Origin of the sequence: Pseudodonghicola xiamenensis DSM 18339 (assembly GCF_000429365.1) — a bacterium.
In the GTDB taxonomy this organism is placed as follows: Bacteria; Pseudomonadota; Alphaproteobacteria; order Rhodobacterales; family Rhodobacteraceae; genus Pseudodonghicola; species Pseudodonghicola xiamenensis.
On the sequence record NZ_AUBS01000001.1, the window covers coordinates 539,716 to 560,884 of the forward strand.

The window sequence follows — 21,169 nt, forward strand, 5'->3', positions numbered from 1 at the left end:
TTTTCAAGACAAAAATCACAACCTTTTTCAGCAGGGGGAAAGGGTATGGAGCTTATACTCGTCAATCTGATCGACGGGCTGGTTACCGGACTGTTGCTATTCATGCTGTCCGCAGGGCTGACGCTGATCTTTTCGATGATGGGCGTACTGAATTTCGCACATGCGAGCTTTTACATGCTGGGCGCGTATTTCGCCTATCAGATCAGCCTGTTCCTGGGCTTCTGGATGGGCTTGCTGATCGCGCCGGTGATCGTCGGCCTTCTGGGGGCGCTGGTCGAACGCTACGGGCTCAGACGTGTGCACCAATACGGGCATGTGCCCGAACTGATCTTCACCTTCGGGCTGGCGCTGCTGATCGAAGAGTTGGTGCAATTCATCTGGGGCAAGGATCAGATGCCCTATACGGTGCCCGAAATCCTTCAGTTTTCGGCCTTCTCGATCGCCGGCAATGCGATCCCGGCCTATAAGGTCTTCATGATCTTCATTTCCGTGGGGATTTTCATCGGCCTGTTGTTCGTGCTGACGCGCACACGGGTCGGCATGGTGATCCAGGCCGCGCTGAGCTATCCGCGCACGGTCGAAGCGCTGGGGCACAATGTGCCGCTGGTCTTCATGGGTGTCTTCGGGGTCGGCACTGCGCTGGCCGGTGTCGCCGGGGTGATCGCCGGGCCCGTGCTGTCCACCTTCCCGGGCATGGCCGTGGTTCTGGGGTCGATCGTCTTCGTCACCATCGTGATCGGTGGCCTGGGGTCGCTTTCGGGCGCGCTGGTTGCCTCGTTGCTGATCGGCTGGATCACCACATTCGCCAAGGCCTATACCCTCAGGATGGAAGATTTCCTGAGCTGGATCGGCTTCCACAAGCCTGTCGACATGAGCGAAAGCCTGCTGCGTGACGTCTGGACCCTGACCTCGCCGCAGGTGGCGGACATCCTGCCTTATTTGCTGATGGTCCTGATCCTGGTGTTCCGTCCCTATGGCCTGTTTGGAAAGCGTGACGCATGACCGATACGACCCTCCATTCTTCCCAACCGCGGCTGATCACCCTGGGCGGCGCACTGCCCTGGCTCATCGGGTCGCTGTTTCTGCTGGTGATGCCGCAGGTCTTCACCTCGAACAGCGCGATCACCATCATGAACCAGATGGCGATCACCATCGTCTTCGCGCTGTCCTACAACATGCTTCTGGGGCAGGGCGGCATGCTGTCCTTCGGCCATGCGGTCTATATGGGCATGGGCGGCTTCATGTGCGTCCATTTCATGAACTATATCGAGGATTATTCTCTGCCCATTCCGCTGCCGGTTCTGCCGATCTTCGGCGGGCTGTTCGGCATGGGGGTGGCGATGATCATCGGGTCCTTCTCGACCCGCAAGGCCGGCACCATCTTCGCGATGATCTCTCTGGGCGTGGGCGAGCTGATCGCCGCCTGTTCTGTCATCATCGTGGCCTTCTTCGGAGGTGAAGAGGGCGTCAGCGGTGACCGCACCATGGGGCCGCCGGTCTTCGGCATCGAATTCCTGCATCAGATCGAGGTCTATTACCTGACCGCCTTCTGGTTGGTCCTGTCGGCGCTGTTGATGTACCTGTTTTCCCGCACCCCGGTCGGGCGGATGGCAAATGCCGTGCGCGATAATCCGGAACGTGCGGAATTTCTTGGGTATTCCTCCCGTTGGGTGCGGTTCTTCTCCTTCGTGGCGGCCGGGTTCTTCGCCGGGATCGCCGGCGGGCTCTTCGCCATCAACTATGAGATCGTGACCGAGGAGAACCTGAACCTGGTGCAATCGGGGTCGATCCTGTTGATCACCTTCCTTGGGGGCGTCGGGTTCTTCTTCGGGCCCATCCTCGGCGCGATCGTCTTCACCCTGCTGCAATCGGTGCTGAGCCTTCAGACCGAGATCTGGCAGCTTTATCTGGGCCTGCTCTTCGTCGCCACGGTGATGTTCTTTCCCGGCGGCCTGGCTGGCGTGATCATGATGCACACCCTGCCGTTCCGTCTGGGCAAGGCGCGGCTTCTGTTGCGGCCCTATGTCAAGACGCTGCTGCCGGCGCTGATCGGCCTGCTGGGCACGGCGGGGGGGATGGAAATCCTCTATCACCTGCGTCACGCGGCCTTGGGAGAAAACGAGATGAGCCTTTACTGGATCTCCTTCGACAGCCACAGCGTCCTGCCGATTGCGATCTGCCTGTTGACCGCCGCCGGAGGCTTCTGGCTGGCCAAACGCAATGCCCCCGAGCTGGCTGATGCCTGGCACGAGGCCAATACCCCGAACGGAGGTGTGGCATGAACGCGATGACCCAATCCGGTTTGTCTACCGCTACGCCGGCGTTGCAGATCGAGGATCTGCGCAAGAGCTTCGGCAAGGCCGAGATCATGCGCGGCGTCAACCTGTCGATCGGGGCCGGGGAACGCCATGCGGTCATCGGGCCGAACGGGGCGGGGAAATCCACGCTCTTCAACCTGATCACCGGGCGGTTTCCGCCGACCTCGGGGACGGTACGACTGCACGGTCACGATCTGGCCGGGCTCGCACCGTTCCAGATCAACCGCATGGGGCTGTCGCGGTCGTTCCAGATCACCAACATCTTCCCGAAGATGAGCGTGTTCGAAAACGTCCGTTGTTCGCTGCTCTGGGCGCAGGGATACCGCTATTCCTTCTGGAACATGGTCAATCGGTCCCGCGCCCTGACCCATGCGGCCGAGGAGATCCTGGAGCAGATCAACCTGACCAACCGCCGCGATCTGCCGGCAGGCGTTCTATCCTATGCCGAACAGCGCGCGCTCGAGATCGGGATCACCATCGCGGGGGGCGCCAATGTCATCATGCTGGACGAACCCACCGCCGGCATGAGCCATTCGGAAACCGATTACATCATGGATCTGATCCGCAGGGTGACTGAGAACAAGACCCTGGTGATGGTGGAACATGACATGGGGGTGGTCTTTGGCCTGGCCGATCGGATCTCCGTCCTGGTCTATGGCGAGATCATCGCAACGGGCACCCCTGAAGAGGTGCGCGCCAATCCCAAGGTGCAAGAGGCCTATCTGGGCGCGGTTCTGGAGGCGGACCACTGATGAGCATGCTGGAAGTTACTGATCTTCATGCGTTTTATGGGAAATCTCATATCCTGCAGGGCGTCAATATGCAGATCGAGGAAGGCGAGATCGTTGCCCTTCTGGGCCGCAACGGCGTTGGCCGATCGACCACCTGCAAGGCCATCATGGGCGAGGTCGAGCCGCGCGGCTCGGTCAAGTTCAAGGGGCAGGAGGTTGCCGGCAAGAAAGCCTATGAGATCTCCAAGCTCGGCATTGGCTACGTTCCGGAGAACCGCGATATCTTCAAGGGGCTGACCACACGGCAGAACCTGATGCTGGGGCTGAAGCCCGGGCAGAAGGACGGTCAGGGACGGTGGAAGATGCAGGACATGTTCGACATGTTCGAAAACCTCGACCGTCGCGCCGATGTCGAGGCGACGGTGATGTCGGGCGGCGAACAGCAGATGTTGACCATGTGCCGCACTCTGATGGGCGATCCGGATTTCATCATGATCGACGAGCCGACTGAAGGCCTGTCGCCGCAGATGACCCAGAAGGTGGCAGAGCTGCTGCAGGAGATCGCCCGGCGCGGCATCTCCACGCTGCTGGTGGAACAGAAGCTGTCGATCGCGCTGGATATCGCCCATCGGGTCTATGTTATGGGCCACGGCCATGTGGTGTTTGAAGGCACCCCGGCCGAGCTGCGCGAACGCGAGGATGTGCGCAAGGAGTGGCTCGAGGTCTGAGCCACCCCTGAAAGTTTCAGGCCTGTCCGGTCAGGGCATATTCCAGATCGGGCAGGCTGTCCTTGCCGAAGAACATCTCCTCTCCGAGGAAAAGGGTCGGCGCCCCGAAAACGCCGCGGCTGACCGCCTGATCGGTGCCGGCGGTCAGCGCCGCCTTGATCTGCGGATCCGCCATCGCCGCAAGGATTTCGGCCTTGGGCAGGCCTGCCTCGGTCAGGATATCCTCGATCACCTCGGGCCGGTCGATCTGCTGGCCATGCACCCACATCGCATTGAAGAAGGCGTCGATATAGGTCGTCTCCCAGGGCTTACCCTGTGCGGCGATGGCGCCGCGCAGCACGGGCAGCGTGTTCAGCGGGAAATAGGGGCTCATGTGATAGGGGATCGCATGACGCGCCACGAAGCGCTCGATCTCCCGGTTGTGGTGGGCCAGCTTGGCCGGAACGTCACGGAAGGCGATGAAAGGCGGCTGGTTGCCAGTCGCCTTGAAGAGCCCGCCGAGAAAGATCGGCCTATAGCGGATCCGCGCCCCGTGCCGCCGTGCCAGATCGGGCAGGACGCGGTGCACCAGATAAGAGTTGTTGCTGACGAAATCATATAGAAATTCTATCTCTTGCATGACGTTCCTCCCTTCGTTGATCACAGGCGCCAGGCTTTTTGCAACGCCGGACGGGCCAGCAACCGGTCGGCATAGGCGCTGAGATTGGGCAGGGTCGAGAAATCGAGCTTCAGCATCTCGCGCGAAACGGTGACGGAATGGCCGGTCATGATATCGGCGGCAGAGAAATCGCCGGCCAGATAATCCCGCCCTTCCATATGCGTCTCGACCGCTGTCAGCATCTGCGACAACAGCTTGATCGCACGTTTGGCGTTGGCTTCGTTGCGGCGCTCGGGCGGCAGCAGGATGGTTTCCACCACGATGGTGTTGATCGGCGGCATGATCATGCCTTCGCAATAGTGGAACCATTGCAGATATTGGGCGAATTCCTTCGTTCCCACAGTCGGTTGCAGTCGGCCGTTGCCATGAACCGCCAGCACCCATTGCACGATGGCGCCGCTTTCGAACAGGGTGATATCGCCATCCTCCAGCGCTGGCACCCGGCCCATGGGGTGGATTTTGCGATAGTCCGGGCTACGCATGTCCGGGCTGCCCAGTTGGAATTTCTCGATCTCATAGGGCAGTCCCAGCTCTTCCAGCAGCCAGGCGATCCGCACCGCGCGGGTGTTCTGCGCGTAATAGAGTTTCATTGGTCGTCTCTCCCTCAAGTCCCATGCCGCGGTCGGTTCCGATAGACGAAATTGACAGCGCTCCATCCTCTCCGATACCGTAGCTTCACATTTTGAAGGGAGTCAACGTGGCGCTATCCGATCTGGCCCGAAGCCATTGCCCGGTTTCCCGCGCGATCGAACGCGTCGGCGACCCCTGGGTGCTGATGATCCTGCGCGAGGCCTTCCTGGGCACCCGGCGGTTCGACGATTTCCAAAGAACCACCGGTGCATCGCCCCATATCCTCAGCTTGCGGCTGAAACGGATGTGTCAGGACGGTATTCTGGCCCGACATCGCTACAGCCTGAGCCCGCTGCGCCATGAATATTTGTTGACGGACAAGGGGTTGGAGCTTTGGCCGCTGATCATGGTGCTGCACGGCTGGGGCGAAAAATGGCTGGGTGGGGCCGGGGTGCGGCTGGTGCACATCGCCTGCGGGGCACGGTTTGCGCCGCAACTGGTCTGCCCGGGCTGCGGTGCCCCCTTGACGGCGCGGGATGTGCGGGCCGAAATCAGCCCTGAATTTCAAGCTGAACGACACCGCCGGACCGAGGGCAACTGATGACCGATACACTCTCTGAACTGATCCTGACCGACCATGGTGAGGGGATCACCGAAATCCGCCTGTCCCGCAGCCCGGTCAATGCGCTGAGCCCGGGCTTCCTGATGGGGTTTGCCGCGCTTCTTGACCGGCTGGAGGCGGATGAAGACGTGCGCGCCGTGGTGATCTCCAGCGGTTTCAAGGTGTTCTCCGCCGGGCTCGACCTGAAAGAGGCGCAGGGCTTCGATCTGACCCAGGAGTTTGCGATCGTCGAGGCGCTGAACCTGGGCTTTCTGCGGCTTTTCACCTTCGCCAAGCCGGTGGTGGTGGCGGTCAACGGGGCGGCGATCGCCGGCGGGCTGTTCTTCGTGCTGGCATCGGACTTCCGCGTGGCGGGCCCGCGCGCCAGTTTCGGCCTGGCCGAAATCCGCGTTGGCGTCGATTTCCCGGTGGGGCCGATGGAGATCGCCCGCGCCATGCTCGATCCCAATGCGCTGCGCCGGCTGATGCAGACCGGCCAGCCCATCGCCGTCGATCATGCCCGCGACATCGGCCTTGTCGATGTGTTGGAGGACGGTGGGGATGCGGTGCTGGCACGCGCGATCGAGGAGGCGCGCAAGCTCGCACAACTGCCGTCGATTGCTTATGCCGCGGTCAAGCGTCAGATCCGCGAACCCGCGGTTGCCGCAATCGAGGCGGCCATCCTCGAAGACGCAAAGGCACCGCAGGACGGCTGGTTTAATGCGCAGACGCGCGATGCCATGCGGCGTATGATCGGCTGAAGTGACGTGTCGTCACGTCGCTTGCGCGAATAGGTCGCGCAGGCGGCTCGACATCCTTCGGGAATCGCAGTCAGATGGCCGGGCGCGGGGGAGGACCCGCGCAGGAAAAGATTGCCTGGCCGGCAGGGCCGCTGCCGGTATCAAGGGGGGAACTACTTCATGCAAAAGGCAAAACCGCAAGATCGCGGTTTCGATCCGGCCCGTCTGGCGCGTATCGCCGACTGGATGGACGGCTATGTCACCGACCGGAAATATCCCGGCAGTTCGATCCTGATCGCGCGCGGCGGTGACGAGGTCTATTTCAACGCCACCGGTCAGCGCAGCGTCGAGCAGGCGCAGCCGTTCACCCGTGACACGCTGGCGCGGATCTATTCGATGACCAAACCGGTCACCTCGGTGGCTCTGATGATGCTGATCGAACGCGGGCTGTTTTCACTGAGCACTCCGGTGTCCGAGTTCATCCCCGCCTTCAAGGACATGCAGGCGCTGATCCCCGGCGCCACGCGGATCGACCAGACCGAACCCAGCAGCGCGCCGACATTGCAGCAGCTTGCCACCCATACCAGCGGCATGAGCTATCCGTTCAACCCGGGCGTTCTGGCCAAGGCGATGGACGAACAGGACATCCTGTTCAAACCGCATCGCGGCACTCTGGCCGAAGAGGCTGACAGGGCGGCGGCGCTGCCCCTGTCGTTCCAACCCGGGACGAGCTGGGAATATTCCGTCGGCATCGACATCCTTGGCCGGGTGGTCGAGATCGCTTCGGGCAAGTCGCTGGCGCAGTTCTTCGAAGAGGAGATTTTCGCCCCCCTCGGCATGACCGAGACCGGCTTTCGCGTGCCGGAAGGTGCCGGCGATCGCTTTGCCTCGCTCTATACGCCGCTCGTGGGGGACGCGATGGCGCTGAATGCGGCGGAGGCGGGTGGCGACAGCCTGCGGCTGACCGATCAGGCCGGTAAATCGCCCTTCGAGATCACCACGCTTTATTCCGGCGGCGGCGGTCTTGTCGGCACCATCGACGATTACATGAAATTCGCCGAAATGCTCCGCTCCGGCGGGATGGCGGCAGGGGGGCGCATCCTCAGCCCCTCGACGCTTGCCTTCATGATGCGCAATCATCTGCCTGGTGATATCGCCTCGATGGGGCAGCCCAGCTTTGCGGAACAGCCGATGGAGGGCATGGGCTTCGGCATCGGCGGTTCTGTGGTTCTTGAACCGGGGCGAACCGCAGTGCCCAGCAATCCGGGAGATTTCTCCTGGGGCGGCATGGCCTCGACCTTCTTCTGGATCGACCGGGTGCTGGACGTCTCTGTGGTGTTCTTCACCCAGCTTGCCCCGTCCAGCTCTTACCCGAGCCGCGCCGAACTCAAGGCCCTGCTGCATGGGGCCATCGTTGCATGAGCGCGGAACATCCCGTCCTCTGGACCCCGACCCAAGCCCGCGCCGATGCCACCCGCATGGCGCAGTTCATCCGCTTTCTCGAAGACAAGCACGGCCTGACCTTCGCCGATTATGACGCGCTGTGGCATTGGAGCGTGACCGATCTGGAAAGCTTCTGGTGGGCGATCTGGGAGTTTTTCGACATTCCCGCCAGCGTGAAGCCCGAAAAGATGCTGGCCGAGCGCAAGATGCCCGGCGCCGTCTGGGGCCCCGGGGCGCGTCTGAACTTTGCCGAGGCGATGCTGCGCGCCGCCAATGACAAGCCCGATGCCCAGGCGCTGATCGTCAAGTCCGAGACCTTCCCGAGGAAGGAAATGACCTGGGGAGAGCTGTCCGGTCAGGTCGCCAGCGTCGCCGCGCGTTTTCGTGCGCTGGGGGTGGGCAAGGGCGACCGCGTGGTCGCCATCCTGCCCAACACCGAACATGCCATCATCGCCTGTCTTGCCGCCACCAGCATCGGTGCCATCTGGTCGCTTTGCGCCCCCGACATGGGCCATGTCGCGATCCTCGACCGCTTCCGCCAGATCGAACCCAAGCTGATCGTGGCGCAGGACGGCTATGTCCACGCCGGCAAGATGATCGACCGGCGCGAGGTGCTGGCCGAGATTTTCGCGGGCCTTCCGACGCTGGAGCATCGGGTGATGCTGCCAGTGGTGGGCGATCTGCCCGAGGGCATGATCGGCTGGGACGATCTGACTGGCGATACCGTCGCCCCGATCTATGAACAGGTGGAATTCGACCATCCGCTGTGGATCGTCTATTCCTCGGGCACCACGGGTAACCCGAAACCCATCGTCCACGGCCATGGCGGCATCATCCTGGAAGGCGTCAAGCAATCGCTGCATCAGGATCTGACCGACAGGGACCGGTTCTGCTGGCTGACCTCCTCGGGCTGGATCATGTGGAACTCGCAATTGAATGCGCTGGGGCAGGGCGCCACGCTGGCCCTGTTCGACGGGGCGCCGAACCAGCCCGACATGCTGGCGCTCTGGCAATATGCGGCGGATGAGAAGCTGACCTATCTCGGGGTCGGCGCCGCCTATATCACCGTTTGCATCAAGGCCGGCATTCGTCCGCGCGAGGTGCTGGACCTCAGCGCCCTACGGTCGCTCGGCACCACCGGATCACCTTTGACGTCGGACGGCTACGACTGGATTTACGATGCGGTCGATCGCGATATCTGGCTGGCGCCGATCTCGGGCGGGACCGATCTGGCCGGCGCCTTCGTTTGCGGCAACCCGATGCTGCCGGTCCGCGCGGGAGAGATGCAGTGCCGCGCCCTTGGCAATGCGGTGCGCGCCTATGACGATCAGGGCAATGAGCTGATCGGCGAGGTGGGCGAACTGGTCTGTACCGAACCCTTGCCGTCGATGCCGCTCTATTTCTGGGGCGACGAGGACGGCGCGCGGCTGCACGATAGTTATTTCGATACCTATCCCGGCATCTGGCGCCATGGCGACTGGATCGAGATCACGCCCGATGGCGGCGCGGTGATCTATGGCCGGTCAGATGCCACCATCAACCGCAAGGGGCTGCGGCTGGGATCGTCCGAGATCTATCGCGCGGTCGAGGGGCTGGAGGAGGTTCTGGACTCCATGGTCGTCGATCTCGAGTTCCTGGGCCGCGACAGCTTCATGCCGCTTTTCGTGGTGCTGGCGCCGGGGCAGGGGCTGGACGACGCCATGAAAGACAAGATCAACAGCGCGATCCGTAGCGCGATTTCGGCACGGTTCATTCCGAACGAGATCATCCAGGTTGCCGAGATCCCGCGCACCCTGTCGGGCAAGAAGCTGGAGGTGCCGGTGAAGAAACTGCTGCTGGGGGCCAAGGCCGAAACCGTGGTGAACCGGGATTCCATGGCGAACCCCGACAGTTTCGACCCCTTCATCGCCTATGCCGAGGCTCGCACCGCGCAAGATGCAGATCGGGTCGGGTCATGAGCGATGTCGCGGCAGAGCTGTTGAACCTTCTCGATATCGAACAACTCGAGGTCGATCTCTTCCGGGGGATCGGCACCGGTGGTGAGACCTCGAAACGGATCTTTGGCGGCCATGTGATCGCCCAGGCCCTGGCGGCCGCCTATCGCACCGTGCCCGACCGGCCGTGCCATTCGCTGCATGCCTATTTCATCCGGCCGGGCGATCCTGCGATCCCGGTGATCTATCAGGTCGACCGGGCCCGCGACGGCGGCAGTTTCACCACCCGGCGGGTGGTGGCGATCCAGCACGGCAAGCAGATCTTCAACATGTCGGCCTCGTTTCAGGTGAGGGAAGAGGGCTGGGATTATCAGCACGAGATGCCGCAGGTTGCGGGCCCTGAGGGGCTGCTGAACCGCGAAGAGTTCCGCGATCAATGGGTCGACCGGATCCCCGAAAATCTGCGCAGTGATTTCCAGCGCCCGCGTCCGATTGAGATCCGCGAGGTCGAGCCGCGCGACGTGATTGCGCCGAAGCCCGCCGACGACCGCAATCAGGTCTGGTTCCGGATGCAGGCCGCTGCCGGCACCAGCGAGGCGATACAGCATTGTCTGCTGGCCTATGCTTCGGACATGTATCTTCTGGGGTCCTCGCTGCGACCGCATGGGCTGACCTGGTTTACCGGCGATGTGATGACCGCGAGCCTGGATCATTCGATGTGGTTCCATGCGCCGATCCGGCTGGAGGACTGGCATCTTTATTCGATGGACGCCCCCTTTACCGGCGGCGGACGCGGATTCAACCGGGGCATGATCTATACCCAGGAGGGCAAGCTGGTCGCCAGCGTCGCACAGGAGGGGCTGATGCGCCCCTATACGCCAAAATGACCTGGAGACCGGGCATGGAGCTGCGCGAGGATTGGCTTGCGCAGGTGCAGGAAGAGGTGATCGACCCAGAGCGCGAAATCGTCGATCCGCATCATCACCTGTGGCAGCGTGGCGGCGCGGGGTACGAACTGGACCAATTGCGCGCCGATACCCAGGCCGGGCACAATGTGGTGCAGACGGTCTATATCGAATGCCGATCCTATTACGACAAGAGCGGAGAGGAACGCTTCGCCTCGGTGGGCGAAACCAGGCGGGTGGCCGAAATGGCGCGGCAGACGGAAGACGACCCGGCGCAGATCTGCGGCATCGTGGCTTTTGCCGATCTGCGCGATCCCGATCTGGATGCGGTGCTGGATGCGCATCTGGCAGCCGGGCAGGGGTTGGTTAGGGGGATCCGCCATGCCGGCGCCTGCGATCCGGAACCGGATGTCCTGGCGATCCCCGGGCGTGGCGCGCCGGGGCTTTATGCCGATCCCGATTTTCGTCGCGGTCTGGCGCGGCTGGGTGCCCGCGGGCTGACCTATGACACTTGGCACTATCATCATCAGGCCGATGATTTCCTCGATCTGGTGAAAGCGGTGCCGGGGACGACAATCATCCTCGATCATTTCGGCACGCCGCTTGGCGTCGGTCGTTTCGCCGGCCAGCGCGAGGCGATCTTTGCAAGGTGGCAAAAGGATATGGAGGCACTCGCCGCCTGCCCGAATGTCTTCGCCAAGCTGGGCGGTCTGGCGATGCCGGACAATGGCTGGGGCTGGCTTGAGGCCGAGCGGCCGCCCAGCTCGGACGACTTCGTCGCGGCGCAAGGCGCGTGGTATCAGCACATGATCGGCTGTTTCGGTGCCGATCGTTGCATGTTCGAAAGCAATTTCCCGGTCGACCGTACCGCGATTTCCTATCCGGTGCTGTGGAACGGGTTCAAGAAGATCGCCGCCGATTACGACGAGGAGGCGCGCGATGCCCTGTTCGCGGGCACCGCGCGACGGGTTTATGATTTGCCTTCGACCCGGCCGCCAAAGCGCCGGTTGAGCTTGCGCATGCCGCCGATCCAACGGTCGTAATCGGCCGTCTTCAGCCGCATGTAGTCCAGCACCTCCGGATGCGGCAACACTAGGAAGGTCTCTGCCTCGATGGTCTTGAGGCAGGCCTCTGCCACCACCTCGGGAGCCAGCATGCCGTCCATGGCGGCAACGCCCTCCTCGTGGCCCCGGGTCATCTCGGACCGCACCGCCTGCGGGCAGAGCACCGACACCTTGATGCCCTGATCGCCATAGGTCAGCGCCAACCACTCGGCCAGGCCCACGGCGGCGTGTTTGGTGACACCATAGGGTGCCGATCCCACCTGATTCAGCAGTCCGGCGGCAGAGGCGGTGTTCAGCAGATAGCCACCGCCGCGCGCGGTCATCCGCGGCACCAGATGGCGTGCGGCCCAGACATGGGCCATGACGTTGATATCCCAGATCCGCTGCCAATCGTCATTCGGCACCTCGACGCCGCCGATCATCAGGATGCCGGCGTTCGAACAGAACAGGTCAATCGGCCCGATTTCGGCCTCGACCTTGTCGATCAGGCTGGCGATCTCGGCCTCGATCCCGACGTTGCAGCCCATGGCGACGCCGCCGATCTCTTCCGCCACCTTCTCGGCCCCGGCGAGGTTCAGATCAGCGCAAACCACGCATTTGGCGCCGGCCTGGGCGAAACGTTGGGCCAATGCGGCGCCGATGCCGCTGGCCGCCCCGGTGACGACGACGATCTTGTCCTTGATATCCATGCTCTGCTCCTTATGCCCACATGTTCGACCCGCCGCAGACGGTCAGCGCCTGGCCAGTCATGTAACGGCTGGCGTCTGAGGCAAGAAAGACCGCCAAGCCTTTGAAATCTCCCGGTTCGCCAAGACGCCGCAGCGGGATCTCGGCGGTGATCTTGGCTGCGACCTCAGGCTTGTCCCACAGCTCGCGGGCAAAATCGGTGCGGATCAGTCCAGGGCAGATGGCGTTGACGCGGATGCCCTTGGGGCCGAATTCCGCGGCCAGATTGCGCACCAGACCGATCAGAGCCAGTTTGGACATGCCATAGGTGCCCAGCGTCAGCGAGGGTTTGAACGCCCCGACGGAGGCGGTGAACATCATTGACCCCGTGCCCTTGGCCGCCATGTCCGGCGCCACCAGTTGCGCCAGCCAGAGGTTCGACTGGACGTTGGCCTTCATGGTCTTTTCATAAGCCTCGTCCGGGATTTCCGAGGTCGGGCCGTAATAGGGGTTCACCCCGGCATTGCCCACCACGATGTCGATCGGCCCCGCCTTGGCGCGCGCGGTGTCTACCAGCGCGGCAAGCTGATCCTTGTAGCCGACGTTGCAGGCCACCGGAATGGCGCGCTCAGCCCCCACAGCGGCGTTGATCTCGGCTGCGGCCTGGTCCAGCCGGTCCTGCTTGCGGGCTGAGATCACCACGGTGGCGCCCTGTTCGGCCAGTGCCGTCGCCATCTGCTGCCCCATGCCCTTTGACGCGCCGGTCAGCAGCGCGACTTTGCCGGAAAGGTCGAATAAATTCATGCGGGTATTCCTCGTTTCGTATTCTGATTTCAGGCTGGTTGCATGGCCAGACAGGCGGCCTGAAGGCCGCGCCGGTCGATCTTGTCGGTGGCACCACGGGGCAGGGGATCTGGCTGCATCCAGATGCGTTCAGGCACCTTGAAATGGGCGATATGATCGCGCAGGAAGGCCTGGATATCGGCCTCTTTGATGCTGTGGCCCGGGCGCAGCTGCACGCAGGCGCCGACCACCTCTCCCAGCCGCTCGTGCGGCAGGGCAAAGGCGCAGGCCTCAGCCACGGCCGGATGCCGATGCAGCGCACCTTCGACGTCGAGACAGGCGATATTCTCACCTCCGCGGATGATGATGTTCTTCTTGCGGTCGACAATGGTGACGAAGCCGTCCTCGTCGATCTGGCCAAGATCGCCGGTCCGCAGCCAGCCATCTTGCAGCGTGGCGGCAGTTTCGTCGGGTTTGTTCAAATAACACCGCATGTTGCAGGGGCTTTTTACAGTGATTTCACCCACGTCTCCGGGCGGCACATCCTGTCCGGTCTCATCGAGAAAGCGCAGCTCCTGCACTGGCGGATAGAGGCGCCCGGCTGCGCCGGGTCGGCTAAGGTAATCCGCGCCCTGCATGCCGATGCCCATGGCGTTGGTCTCGGTCATGCCCCAGCCAGTGGCAACTTCGGCCTGAGGAAAGCTCTGGTGCAATTCGGCCACCTGCGCGGCGGGCCGCTTGGCCCCGCCAGCGCCGATGTAATCCAAGGTCTCAAGCCGCGCGCCGAGCCGTTCCGCGGCTTGCAGCAAATCCGCGCTTTGGGTCGGAACCCCAAGAAAACGCGTTATTTTTTCGTCTTTGATCAGTTTGACGGCAGCGTCCGCATCCCAGCGGTCCATCACGACCAGCTTGGCTCCGGCCGGCAGGCTGAGCAGAAAGATCGGATGGGTCGCAGTGACGTGAAACAGCGGCGTTGCCACCAGACCGACCGGACGCGGCGCCGGATCGGGCGAAACCTTGCCGGGGTTCAGCTTGGGCGCGATCAGCGTCGCCAGCAGCCAGCTGTAAACGGCATGGATCGCGCCGCGATGGGTCTGCACCACGCCCTTGGGCGCGCTGGTGGTACCCGAGGAATACATGATGGCGAAATCGTCATCGGGATGGATATCCGCATCCGGCCAGTCGGCCTGGGGCTGATCCGCCATCAGGCGGGAAAACCCTTGATCCGTGAGAGCTTCGGCATCACGCACCCCAACCAGCGTCAACCCGCGATCCGCCGCCAGAGGTCGCAGCCGCTCAAGTCGTTTCCCATCGGCGAAGATCAACCGGACCTCGGCATCATCGACCGCATAGGCAAGCTCTTCGGTGGTCCACCAGGCGTTCAGGAAGACGGCAATACCGCCCAGCGACACGGTGGCCATGAAGACCAGCAGCAGTTCGGGGCAGTTGCGCATGGCAATGCCGACACGGTCACCTTGGCCGATCCCGTAGCGATCCGCGAGAATGGCAGACACGCGCTTGATGTCATTGCAGAATTCATCATAGGTCCAGCGTTCGTCACCGAAGACCAAGTAATCCGCCGCGCCATTGTCCTGGGCCGTGCGCGCATGTTGCAACAAGTCCCGGATGGTCTGGGGCGTCTGGGTGAAGACCCGATAGGTGACACCGCGGATTTCGGCCTCGGCGGTTTCGAAGATCGGATTTTCGACCACGGCCTGCGCCACCGCGTCCTGAAGCGAGATCGCGGTCATGACTGAAGCTCCCGCAGATGCCGGGCGGTATTCTTGTGCATGGTTGTCCTCCCAAACAAACCAAATCGGCGCCGATGAACTCGGCGCGACTCTTGCTCCTCTGATGCTAAGGTTAGACGGGATCGTCAGACGTGCCAATACCGCACAACGGAATAGTGTTTCGCATGTTCGTGAGGGCGACATTCGGGCGTCAGCCAAAGCAGTGTTTCTGCGTAAAAGTGTTTTATATCAAAGATATTCATGGCACATCTAGCAGATGCATCACGCATAATAATTACATAATACTGATTATAGGAATTTGATATAGCTGCAGAATGGGTGCCATGGGTTACCATGGCACCCCTGTTTTAACCCGTTATCAGGCGACTGACAGCTTGTCGCCGCCCGCGTGCTCGCGCTCAATCAGCGCGACGAAAGCGTCATATTGCGACAGGAACACCTGGCCGCTGAGTTCGTCCAGGAAATGGCTGCATTTCAGCCGGTCCATCACCGGGCCCTTCACCTCGGACAGATGCAGCTCAATGCCTTGATCGGTCAGTCGCTGGTTGATCGCCTCAAGGGATTCCAGTGCGCTCAGGTCAACTTCGTTCACCGCGGAGCACATCAGAATGACGTGCTTGATCTCATCCCTGTTGCGATGGACGCGTGCCAGGATCAGATCCTCCATCCGTCGGGCATTGGCGAAATAGAGGCTTTCGTCGATCCTGAGCGTCAGCACGGCGGGATCGGTGATCACCTTGTGGCGCAGTACGTTGCGGAAATGCTGGCTGCCCGGCACTTGCCCGACCTCGGCCACATGCGGCCGTGAGGTCTTCCAGACGAACAGCGCCAGCGACACCAATACCCCGGCGGCCACGCCCACCTCGACCCCCACGCCCAGCGTCAGCAGAATGGTGACCAGAACGGCGGCGAAATCCGCCTTGGAATACCCCCAGGCCCGGGTCAGGATCGAGAGGTCCACCAGCGACAGCACCGCAACGATGATGGTGGCCGCCAGCGTCGCCTTGGGCAGGAAGAACAGCAGTGGCGTCAGCAGCAGCGCCGCCAGCAAAAGCCCCACGGCGGTAAAGGCGCCGGCGGCGGGCGTCTCGGCCCCCGCATCGAAGTTCACCACAGAGCGCGCGAACCCGCCGGTCACCGGATAGCCCCCCGACAGGCCCGAGGAGATATTGGCCGCCCCCAGCGCGATCAACTCCTGGTTCGGTTCGATCCTCTGCTTGCGCTTGGCTGCCAGCGTTTGTGCGACCGACACGCTTTCAACATAGCCGATGATCGAGATCAGGATTGCCGGCACCACCAGCGCCCCCAAAGTGCCGAAGTCGATGGTCGGCAGGCCCAGCGGCGGCAGCCCGGTCGGAACCTGGCCCACCACGGCGACACCGGCGCCCGGCAGTTCCAGCGCCCAGGCGGCAATGGTGGTGCCGATCACTGCAAAGACCGGCCCGACCCGCGCGGTGGTGGACGCGGCCTGTGCACTCATCCCGAAGGCGGATTTCAGGACACCCGCCAACCCCTTGCGCACCCAGAACAGGAAGGCCAAGGCGATCAGCCCGATGACCAGGGTCGGCCAGTTCACGTTGGGCAGTTGCCGGCCGATTTCGATCAGGATTTCCGGCAAGGTGTGGCCGCCGGCTTTGATCCCTAGGATATGTTTCGCCTGGCTTGCCGCGATCAAAATCCCCGAAGCGGTGATGAAGCCCGCAATCACCGGATGCGATAGGAAATTCGCCACCACCCCCAGCCGCAGCAGCCCCATGGCCAGCAGGATCACGCCAGAGACCAGCGCCAGCACGGCAGCGGCGGCGGTGTAATCTCCGATGGTTTCAAGCCCCAGAGGCGCCAGCGCCGAAGCCGTCATCAGCGACACCACCGCCACCGGCCCGACGGCCAAGGCCCGGCTGGTGCCGAAGACCGCATAGAACACCAAGGGTAGGATCGAGGCATAAAGCCCCACTTCTGCCGGCAACCCAGCCAGCAGCGCATAGGCCAGCGACTGCGGGATCAGCATGATGGTAACGATCACAGCCGCGATCAGATCGCCGGTCAGGTCGGCCCGGCCATAGCGGCGGCCCCAGTCGAGGATCGGAAGATAGGATGTCAGCCGCGCCAGGCGGGAGGAAGACGTGGTCAAAGAAGATCCTTTCCTTCTGTTCCGCGCGCCAACGCGGGGGCATATCCCCTGCCCTTCGGACGCCTGGCGCCAAGAGACAGTCAAAGCGGGATATCGAATACATATTACGTTTTCAATATATTTAGGGTGTTCCGATTGTGAAGGGGCGTTGCCAGCAGAATTGCCGCAGCCCCAAAATGACGAAAGGCCGGGGAAACCCCGGCCTTTTCAAAATCTTATGATCCTGAAGCAATCAGAAGAACGCCTGCAGTCCGGTCTGGGCCCGTCCCAGGATCAGCGCATGCACGTCATGGGTGCCCTCATAGGTGTTCACCGTCTCGAGGTTGATCATGTGGCGGATCACCTGGAATTCCAGGCTGATGCCGTTGCCGCCGTGCATGTCGCGCGCCATCCGGGCGATATCCAGCGCTTTGCCGCAGTTGTTGCGCTTGATGATGGAAATCATCTCGGGCGCCGCCTTGGCCTCGTCCATCAGCCGACCGACGCGCAGCGCCGCCTGCATTCCGAGCGAGATCTCGGTCTGCATCTCGGCCAGTTTCTTCTGATAGAGCTGGGTCTGTGCCAGCGGCTTGTTGAACTGCTTGCGGTCCAGGCCGTATTGGCGCGCCGCGTGCCAGCAGGCCTCGGCCGAGCCCATGACGCCCCAGGCGATGCCATAGCGCGCGCGGTTGAGGCAGCCGAACGGCCCCTTCAGCCCCTGCACATGCGGCAGCAGCGCATCCTCGCCGACTTCGACGCCTTCCATCACAATCTCGCCGGTGATCGAGGCGCGCAGGCTGGCCTTGTTCTGGATCTTCGGCGCGCTGAGACCCTTCATGCCCTTCTCCAGCACGAAGCCGCGGATCTTGCCGTCATGGGCATCGGATTTCGCCCAGACCACGAAGACATCGGCGATCGGCGCGTTGGAGATCCACATCTTGGTGCCGGTCAGACGATAACCGCCGTCGATCTTCTCGGCCCGGGTCTTCATGCCGGCTGGGTCAGAGCCCGCATCCGGTTCGGTCAGGCCAAAGCAGCCGATATATTCGCCAGAGGCGAGCTTGGGCAGATATTTCATCCGCTGCTCTTCGCTGCCATAGGCATAGATTGGATACATCACCAGCGAGCTTTGCACCGACATCATCGAGCGATAGCCGCTATCGACCCGCTCGACCTCACGCGCGACCAGCCCGTAAGAGACATAGCCGGCGCCGATGCCGCCATATTGTTCCGGCACGGTGACGCCCAGCAGGCCCATCTCACCCATTTCGCGGAAGATTTCCGGATCGGTCTCTTCATTCTCGAAGGCGGTCAGCACCCGCGGCTGCAGCTTTTCCTGCGCATAGGTGCGGGCGCTGTCCGAGATCATGCGTTCTTCTTCGGTCAGCTGATCGACCAGGCGAAACGGATCGGCCCAGTCGAAAGACGACAGATCCGGGGCATCCTTGGCCTTGAGCGTCGGGGTAGTCATGCGGAAAACCTCCTGGGGTCATATGTGTTTGTTCCTGTGCTATCACAGGGTTTTCGCAAGAAATAGCAAGACATTCGCATGGTTTCATGAGTAAATCGCATACATGATTGCGCCGCGCCGATTCCTGCCCTCGATCGCCTCGCTCCGCGCCCTGGAGGCGCTGGACCGGCTCGGTTCCGCCTCCGCGGTGGCCGAGGAATTGGCACTGACCCAGAGCGCGGTCAGCCGGCAACTGCAGACGCTGGAAACCCAGATGGGGGTGGCGTTGATCCAGCGCAGCCGCAAACGGCTGACGCTGACCCCGGCAGCGCAGGACTATGTGGCCGAGATCCGCCCTGCCCTCCACCAGATCGCCCAGGCCTCGATGCGGTTGCAGGTGCCGCAGGTGGGCGGCGCGCTGAACCTCGCCATCCTGCCCGCCTTCGGGATGCGCTGGCTGATGCCGCGCCTGCCCGAATTCGCCCGCCTCCACCCTGAGGTGATCATCAACATGTCGACACGGCTGCATCCCTTCGCTTTCGCCAATGAACCCTTTGATGCCGCGATCCATTTCGGCACAGGCGACTGGCCGGGGACCGACCGGATGCTCCTGAAGTTCGAACAGATGCTGCCGGTCTGCGCCCCCTCGCTCTGGCAGGGGCGCACCACTGGCGATCCCCGTGCGCTGCTCTCCATGCCGCTCCTGCATATCCAGACCCGGCCGCGCGCCTGGCAGGAATGGTTCGCATTGAAAGGCGTGGCCAGCACGGGCCCGGTGCCCGGGACGGTCTATGACCAGTTCTCCGCCATCATCCAGGCGGCGCTGCACGGGCTCGGGGTGGCGCTGCTGCCAGATTATCTGGCCGAACAGGATCTGGCCTCGGGGCGGCTCGTCGCTCCCTGCGGCCCGCCGGTGGAGATGCAGGGCGCCTATTACCTGGTCTGGCCGCAGGAAAAGGCAACGCATGGTCCTCTCAGCCTGTTTCGCACCTGGTTGGCGACCCAGGCGCAACCCGAGGATCTGCTGCCGCGCTGATCCCGGGCCCGGCGCGTGCCTTAGCAGCCTCCAGATCAGTCTCCAGCCTTTTTCTGGCTGAAAATATCCCCGCCGGAGGCTCCGGCGGAGAGGCGTTCGTGGCGCTTTGCAGGGCCGGGTCCGGGGGAGCTCCCCCGGGAGCCGGACTGGTCTGCCGGGACGTCAGGTGGCTGAGGAAACGCTCCACCGGGCGTCTCCGCGCGCCTTGCCCCTGGGCTCCGCCCGTTCGGCGCGGAAAACGGTCCACTGGACCGTTTTCCGGGCGCGCTTCACCCCAATGCGTACCCGGCGCCTCGGACGGTACGAACCGGATCCTCGCCACCATGCTGGGTCAGCGCCTTTCTCAGCCGGCCGATATGCACATCGACGGTACGGGTGTCGACATAGATATCCCGTCCCCAGACCCGGTCCAGCAACTGTTCGCGCGACCAGACCCGGCCCGGCTTCTCCATGAAGGTCGACAGCAGCCGGAATTCGGTCGGCCCGAGCTTCAGCGGCTGTTCCGAGCGGCTGACCTTATGGGTCTCGGCATCAAGCACGATATCCTCGAACTCCAGCCGCAGCCCCACGGTCGAGGGCCGCACCCGGCGCAGCTGGCTGCGCACGCGGGCCATCAGCTCGATCACCGAATAGGGTTTGACGACATAATCGTCCGCCCCGGTCTCGAGCCCGCGCACCTTGTCGACCTCTTCCGACCGCGCCGAAAGCATGATGATCGGAATGCCGCGGGTCTCGGGGCGGGTCTTCAGCCGCCGGCAGACCTCGATCCCCGAAAGGTTCGGCATCATCCAGTCGAGCACGATGATATCCGGCGCGTCCTCCTCGACCAGAAGCAACGCCTCTTCTCCATTTTCCGCTTTCAGAACGCGGAATCCTTCTGCTTCGAGGTTATAGGCCAGGACCTCCCGCTGGGCCAATTCGTCCTCGACGACCAGAACTGTCGGCTGATCCGCCGCCATCTTATCCCTCCAATACGCTGACAGAGGTGTCGTCAGCCTTCACACGGGTCTCGTCGGGGCGCTCGCCGGTGACCAGATAGATCACCTGTTCGGCAATGCCGGTCACATGGTCACCCATCCGTTCGGTGTTCTTGGCGATGAAATGCAGATGCATGCAGGCGGTGATGCTGCGCGGATCCTCCATCATGAAGGTGAGGAATTCACGGAACAGCGCGTTGTACATCTGATCCACCTCGCGGTCGCGTTCGATCACGTCCTTGGCAAGTTCGGCATCGCGCTGGATATAAGCGTCGAGCGCGTCCTTCAGCATCAGTTCGACCTCGCGCGCCATCCGCTTGAGCGAGGCGGTGGAGCCGTTGACCGGCGGCAACTGCGTCAGCACGCCGGTGCGCTTGGCGATATTCTTGGCGTAATCCCCGATCCGTTCGAGATTGCCGCTGATCTTCATCACCGTCAGGACCAGCCGCAGATCGCCCGCAGTGGGCGACCGCAGCGCCAGCAGTCGTGCGGTTTCCTCGTTGATGAGAACCTCGAGATCGTCAATGGCGGCGTCGCCGGCGCGGACCTTCTCGGCCAGCTCGACATCGCGGCTTGCCAGCGACTGCGCCGCTCCCAGGATCGCGGCCTCGACCAGTCCGCCCATCTTCATGATCCGGGCCTGGATACCCTCGAGATCGCGGTCGAAGACCTTCGCGATATGTTGTTCGGTCATAATGCCCTGT

The 21,169-nt window shown here is 62.7% G+C and carries 20 protein-coding genes; 11 read left to right on the forward strand and 9 right to left on the reverse strand.

Features of this window, described 5'->3' with window-relative positions:
- Positions 1-45 precede the first annotated feature (45 nt).
- The 4 genes from G455_RS0102525 to G455_RS0102540 are packed head-to-tail and all read left to right on the forward strand — an operon-like array spanning position 46 to position 3,777.
- The gene (locus G455_RS0102525) at positions 46-1,002 is read left to right on the forward strand and encodes a branched-chain amino acid ABC transporter permease (protein ID WP_028092234.1); all 957 of its coding nucleotides are present in this window, start codon (positions 46-48) and stop codon (positions 1,000-1,002) included.
- Positions 999-2,282, forward strand: coding sequence for a branched-chain amino acid ABC transporter permease (locus G455_RS0102530; RefSeq protein WP_028092235.1), 1,284 nt, complete (start codon positions 999-1,001; stop codon positions 2,280-2,282). Before G455_RS0102525 ends, G455_RS0102530 begins: the two co-directional genes overlap by 4 nt.
- Positions 2,279-3,070: an ABC transporter ATP-binding protein gene (locus G455_RS0102535; RefSeq protein WP_154664322.1), complete on the forward strand. Its 792-nt coding sequence runs from the start codon at positions 2,279-2,281 to the stop codon at positions 3,068-3,070. The genes G455_RS0102530 and G455_RS0102535 overlap by 4 nt, the downstream gene beginning before the upstream one ends.
- A 5-nt stretch (positions 3,071-3,075) precedes the next feature.
- A complete protein-coding gene (locus tag G455_RS0102540; protein WP_028092237.1) occupies positions 3,076-3,777 on the forward strand; it encodes an ABC transporter ATP-binding protein in 702 nt (233 codons plus the stop codon).
- A gap of 16 nt (positions 3,778-3,793) precedes the next feature.
- Here the strand turns inward: G455_RS0102540 and G455_RS0102545 are convergent, their stop codons facing one another.
- Together G455_RS0102545 and G455_RS0102550 are read right to left on the reverse strand one after the other, a co-directional pair.
- Entirely contained in the window at positions 3,794-4,396 is a 603-nt protein-coding gene (locus tag G455_RS0102545; protein ID WP_028092238.1) for a 2-hydroxychromene-2-carboxylate isomerase, read from the reverse strand.
- Between the two features lie 20 nt (positions 4,397-4,416).
- Positions 4,417-5,025, reverse strand: a complete 609-nt coding sequence (locus tag G455_RS0102550; protein ID WP_028092239.1) for a glutathione S-transferase family protein — start codon at positions 5,023-5,025, stop codon at positions 4,417-4,419.
- Between the two features lie 107 nt (positions 5,026-5,132).
- Between G455_RS0102550 and G455_RS0102555 the strand changes: the two genes are divergently transcribed.
- The 6 genes from G455_RS0102555 to G455_RS23170 all read left to right on the forward strand — a co-directional run bounded on the left by G455_RS0102555 (position 5,133) and on the right by G455_RS23170 (position 11,671).
- Positions 5,133-5,606, forward strand: a complete 474-nt coding sequence (locus tag G455_RS0102555) for a winged helix-turn-helix transcriptional regulator (RefSeq protein ID WP_028092240.1) — start codon at positions 5,133-5,135, stop codon at positions 5,604-5,606.
- Positions 5,606-6,367: an enoyl-CoA hydratase/isomerase family protein gene (locus G455_RS0102560; protein ID WP_028092241.1), complete on the forward strand. Its 762-nt coding sequence runs from the start codon at positions 5,606-5,608 to the stop codon at positions 6,365-6,367. The genes G455_RS0102555 and G455_RS0102560 overlap by 1 nt, the downstream gene beginning before the upstream one ends.
- 159 nt (positions 6,368-6,526) lie before the next feature.
- Positions 6,527-7,768 carry a serine hydrolase domain-containing protein gene (locus G455_RS0102565; protein WP_035365918.1) on the forward strand — a complete coding sequence of 414 codons (1,242 nt, stop codon included), beginning with the start codon at positions 6,527-6,529 and terminating at the stop codon, positions 7,766-7,768.
- Complete coding sequence (locus tag G455_RS0102570) at positions 7,765-9,747, forward strand: acetoacetate--CoA ligase (protein ID WP_028092243.1); 1,983 nt, start codon at positions 7,765-7,767, stop codon at positions 9,745-9,747. The genes G455_RS0102565 and G455_RS0102570 overlap by 4 nt, the downstream gene beginning before the upstream one ends.
- Positions 9,744-10,610: an acyl-CoA thioesterase gene (locus tag G455_RS0102575; protein WP_028092244.1), complete on the forward strand. Its 867-nt coding sequence runs from the start codon at positions 9,744-9,746 to the stop codon at positions 10,608-10,610. Before G455_RS0102570 ends, G455_RS0102575 begins: the two co-directional genes overlap by 4 nt.
- Before the next feature lie 14 nt (positions 10,611-10,624).
- A complete protein-coding gene (locus tag G455_RS23170) occupies positions 10,625-11,671 on the forward strand; it encodes an amidohydrolase family protein (protein ID WP_084436964.1) in 1,047 nt (348 codons plus the stop codon).
- Here G455_RS23170 and G455_RS0102585 read toward each other — a convergent pair.
- The 5 genes from G455_RS0102585 to G455_RS0102605 all read right to left on the reverse strand — a co-directional run bounded on the left by G455_RS0102585 (position 11,599) and on the right by G455_RS0102605 (position 18,473).
- On the reverse strand, positions 11,599-12,381 hold the full coding sequence (locus tag G455_RS0102585; RefSeq protein WP_028092245.1) for an SDR family oxidoreductase: 783 nt from the start codon (positions 12,379-12,381) through the stop codon (positions 11,599-11,601). The two genes, G455_RS23170 and G455_RS0102585, sit on opposite strands and share 73 nt — an antisense overlap.
- Before the next feature lie 10 nt (positions 12,382-12,391).
- Positions 12,392-13,162, reverse strand: a complete 771-nt coding sequence (locus G455_RS0102590; RefSeq protein WP_028092246.1) for an SDR family NAD(P)-dependent oxidoreductase — start codon at positions 13,160-13,162, stop codon at positions 12,392-12,394.
- A gap of 29 nt (positions 13,163-13,191) precedes the next feature.
- Positions 13,192-14,892 carry a class I adenylate-forming enzyme family protein gene (locus tag G455_RS0102595; RefSeq protein WP_028092247.1) on the reverse strand — a complete coding sequence of 567 codons (1,701 nt, stop codon included), beginning with the start codon at positions 14,890-14,892 and terminating at the stop codon, positions 13,192-13,194.
- A gap of 358 nt (positions 14,893-15,250) precedes the next feature.
- Positions 15,251-17,023 (reverse strand): SulP family inorganic anion transporter, encoded by a 1,773-nt coding sequence (locus G455_RS0102600; RefSeq protein WP_229861708.1) that lies wholly within the window; start codon positions 17,021-17,023, stop codon positions 15,251-15,253.
- Positions 17,024-17,255: 232 nt separating this feature from the next.
- Positions 17,256-18,473, reverse strand: coding sequence for an acyl-CoA dehydrogenase (locus G455_RS0102605; protein ID WP_028092249.1), 1,218 nt, complete (start codon positions 18,471-18,473; stop codon positions 17,256-17,258).
- A 103-nt stretch (positions 18,474-18,576) separates the two neighbouring features.
- On the opposite strand from G455_RS0102605, the gene G455_RS0102610 reads away from it, so the two are divergent.
- Positions 18,577-19,488, forward strand: coding sequence for a LysR family transcriptional regulator (locus G455_RS0102610; RefSeq protein ID WP_028092250.1), 912 nt, complete (start codon positions 18,577-18,579; stop codon positions 19,486-19,488).
- 269 nt (positions 19,489-19,757) lie between these two features.
- On the opposite strand, the gene phoB is transcribed toward G455_RS0102610, so the two are convergent.
- On the reverse strand, positions 19,758-20,447 hold the full coding sequence (phoB, locus tag G455_RS0102615; protein WP_028092251.1) for a phosphate regulon transcriptional regulator PhoB: 690 nt from the start codon (positions 20,445-20,447) through the stop codon (positions 19,758-19,760).
- A gap of 1 nt (position 20,448) precedes the next feature.
- Positions 20,449-21,159, reverse strand: a complete 711-nt coding sequence (gene phoU, locus G455_RS0102620; RefSeq protein WP_028092252.1) for a phosphate signaling complex protein PhoU — start codon at positions 21,157-21,159, stop codon at positions 20,449-20,451.
- Between the last annotated feature and the right edge of the window lie 10 nt (positions 21,160-21,169).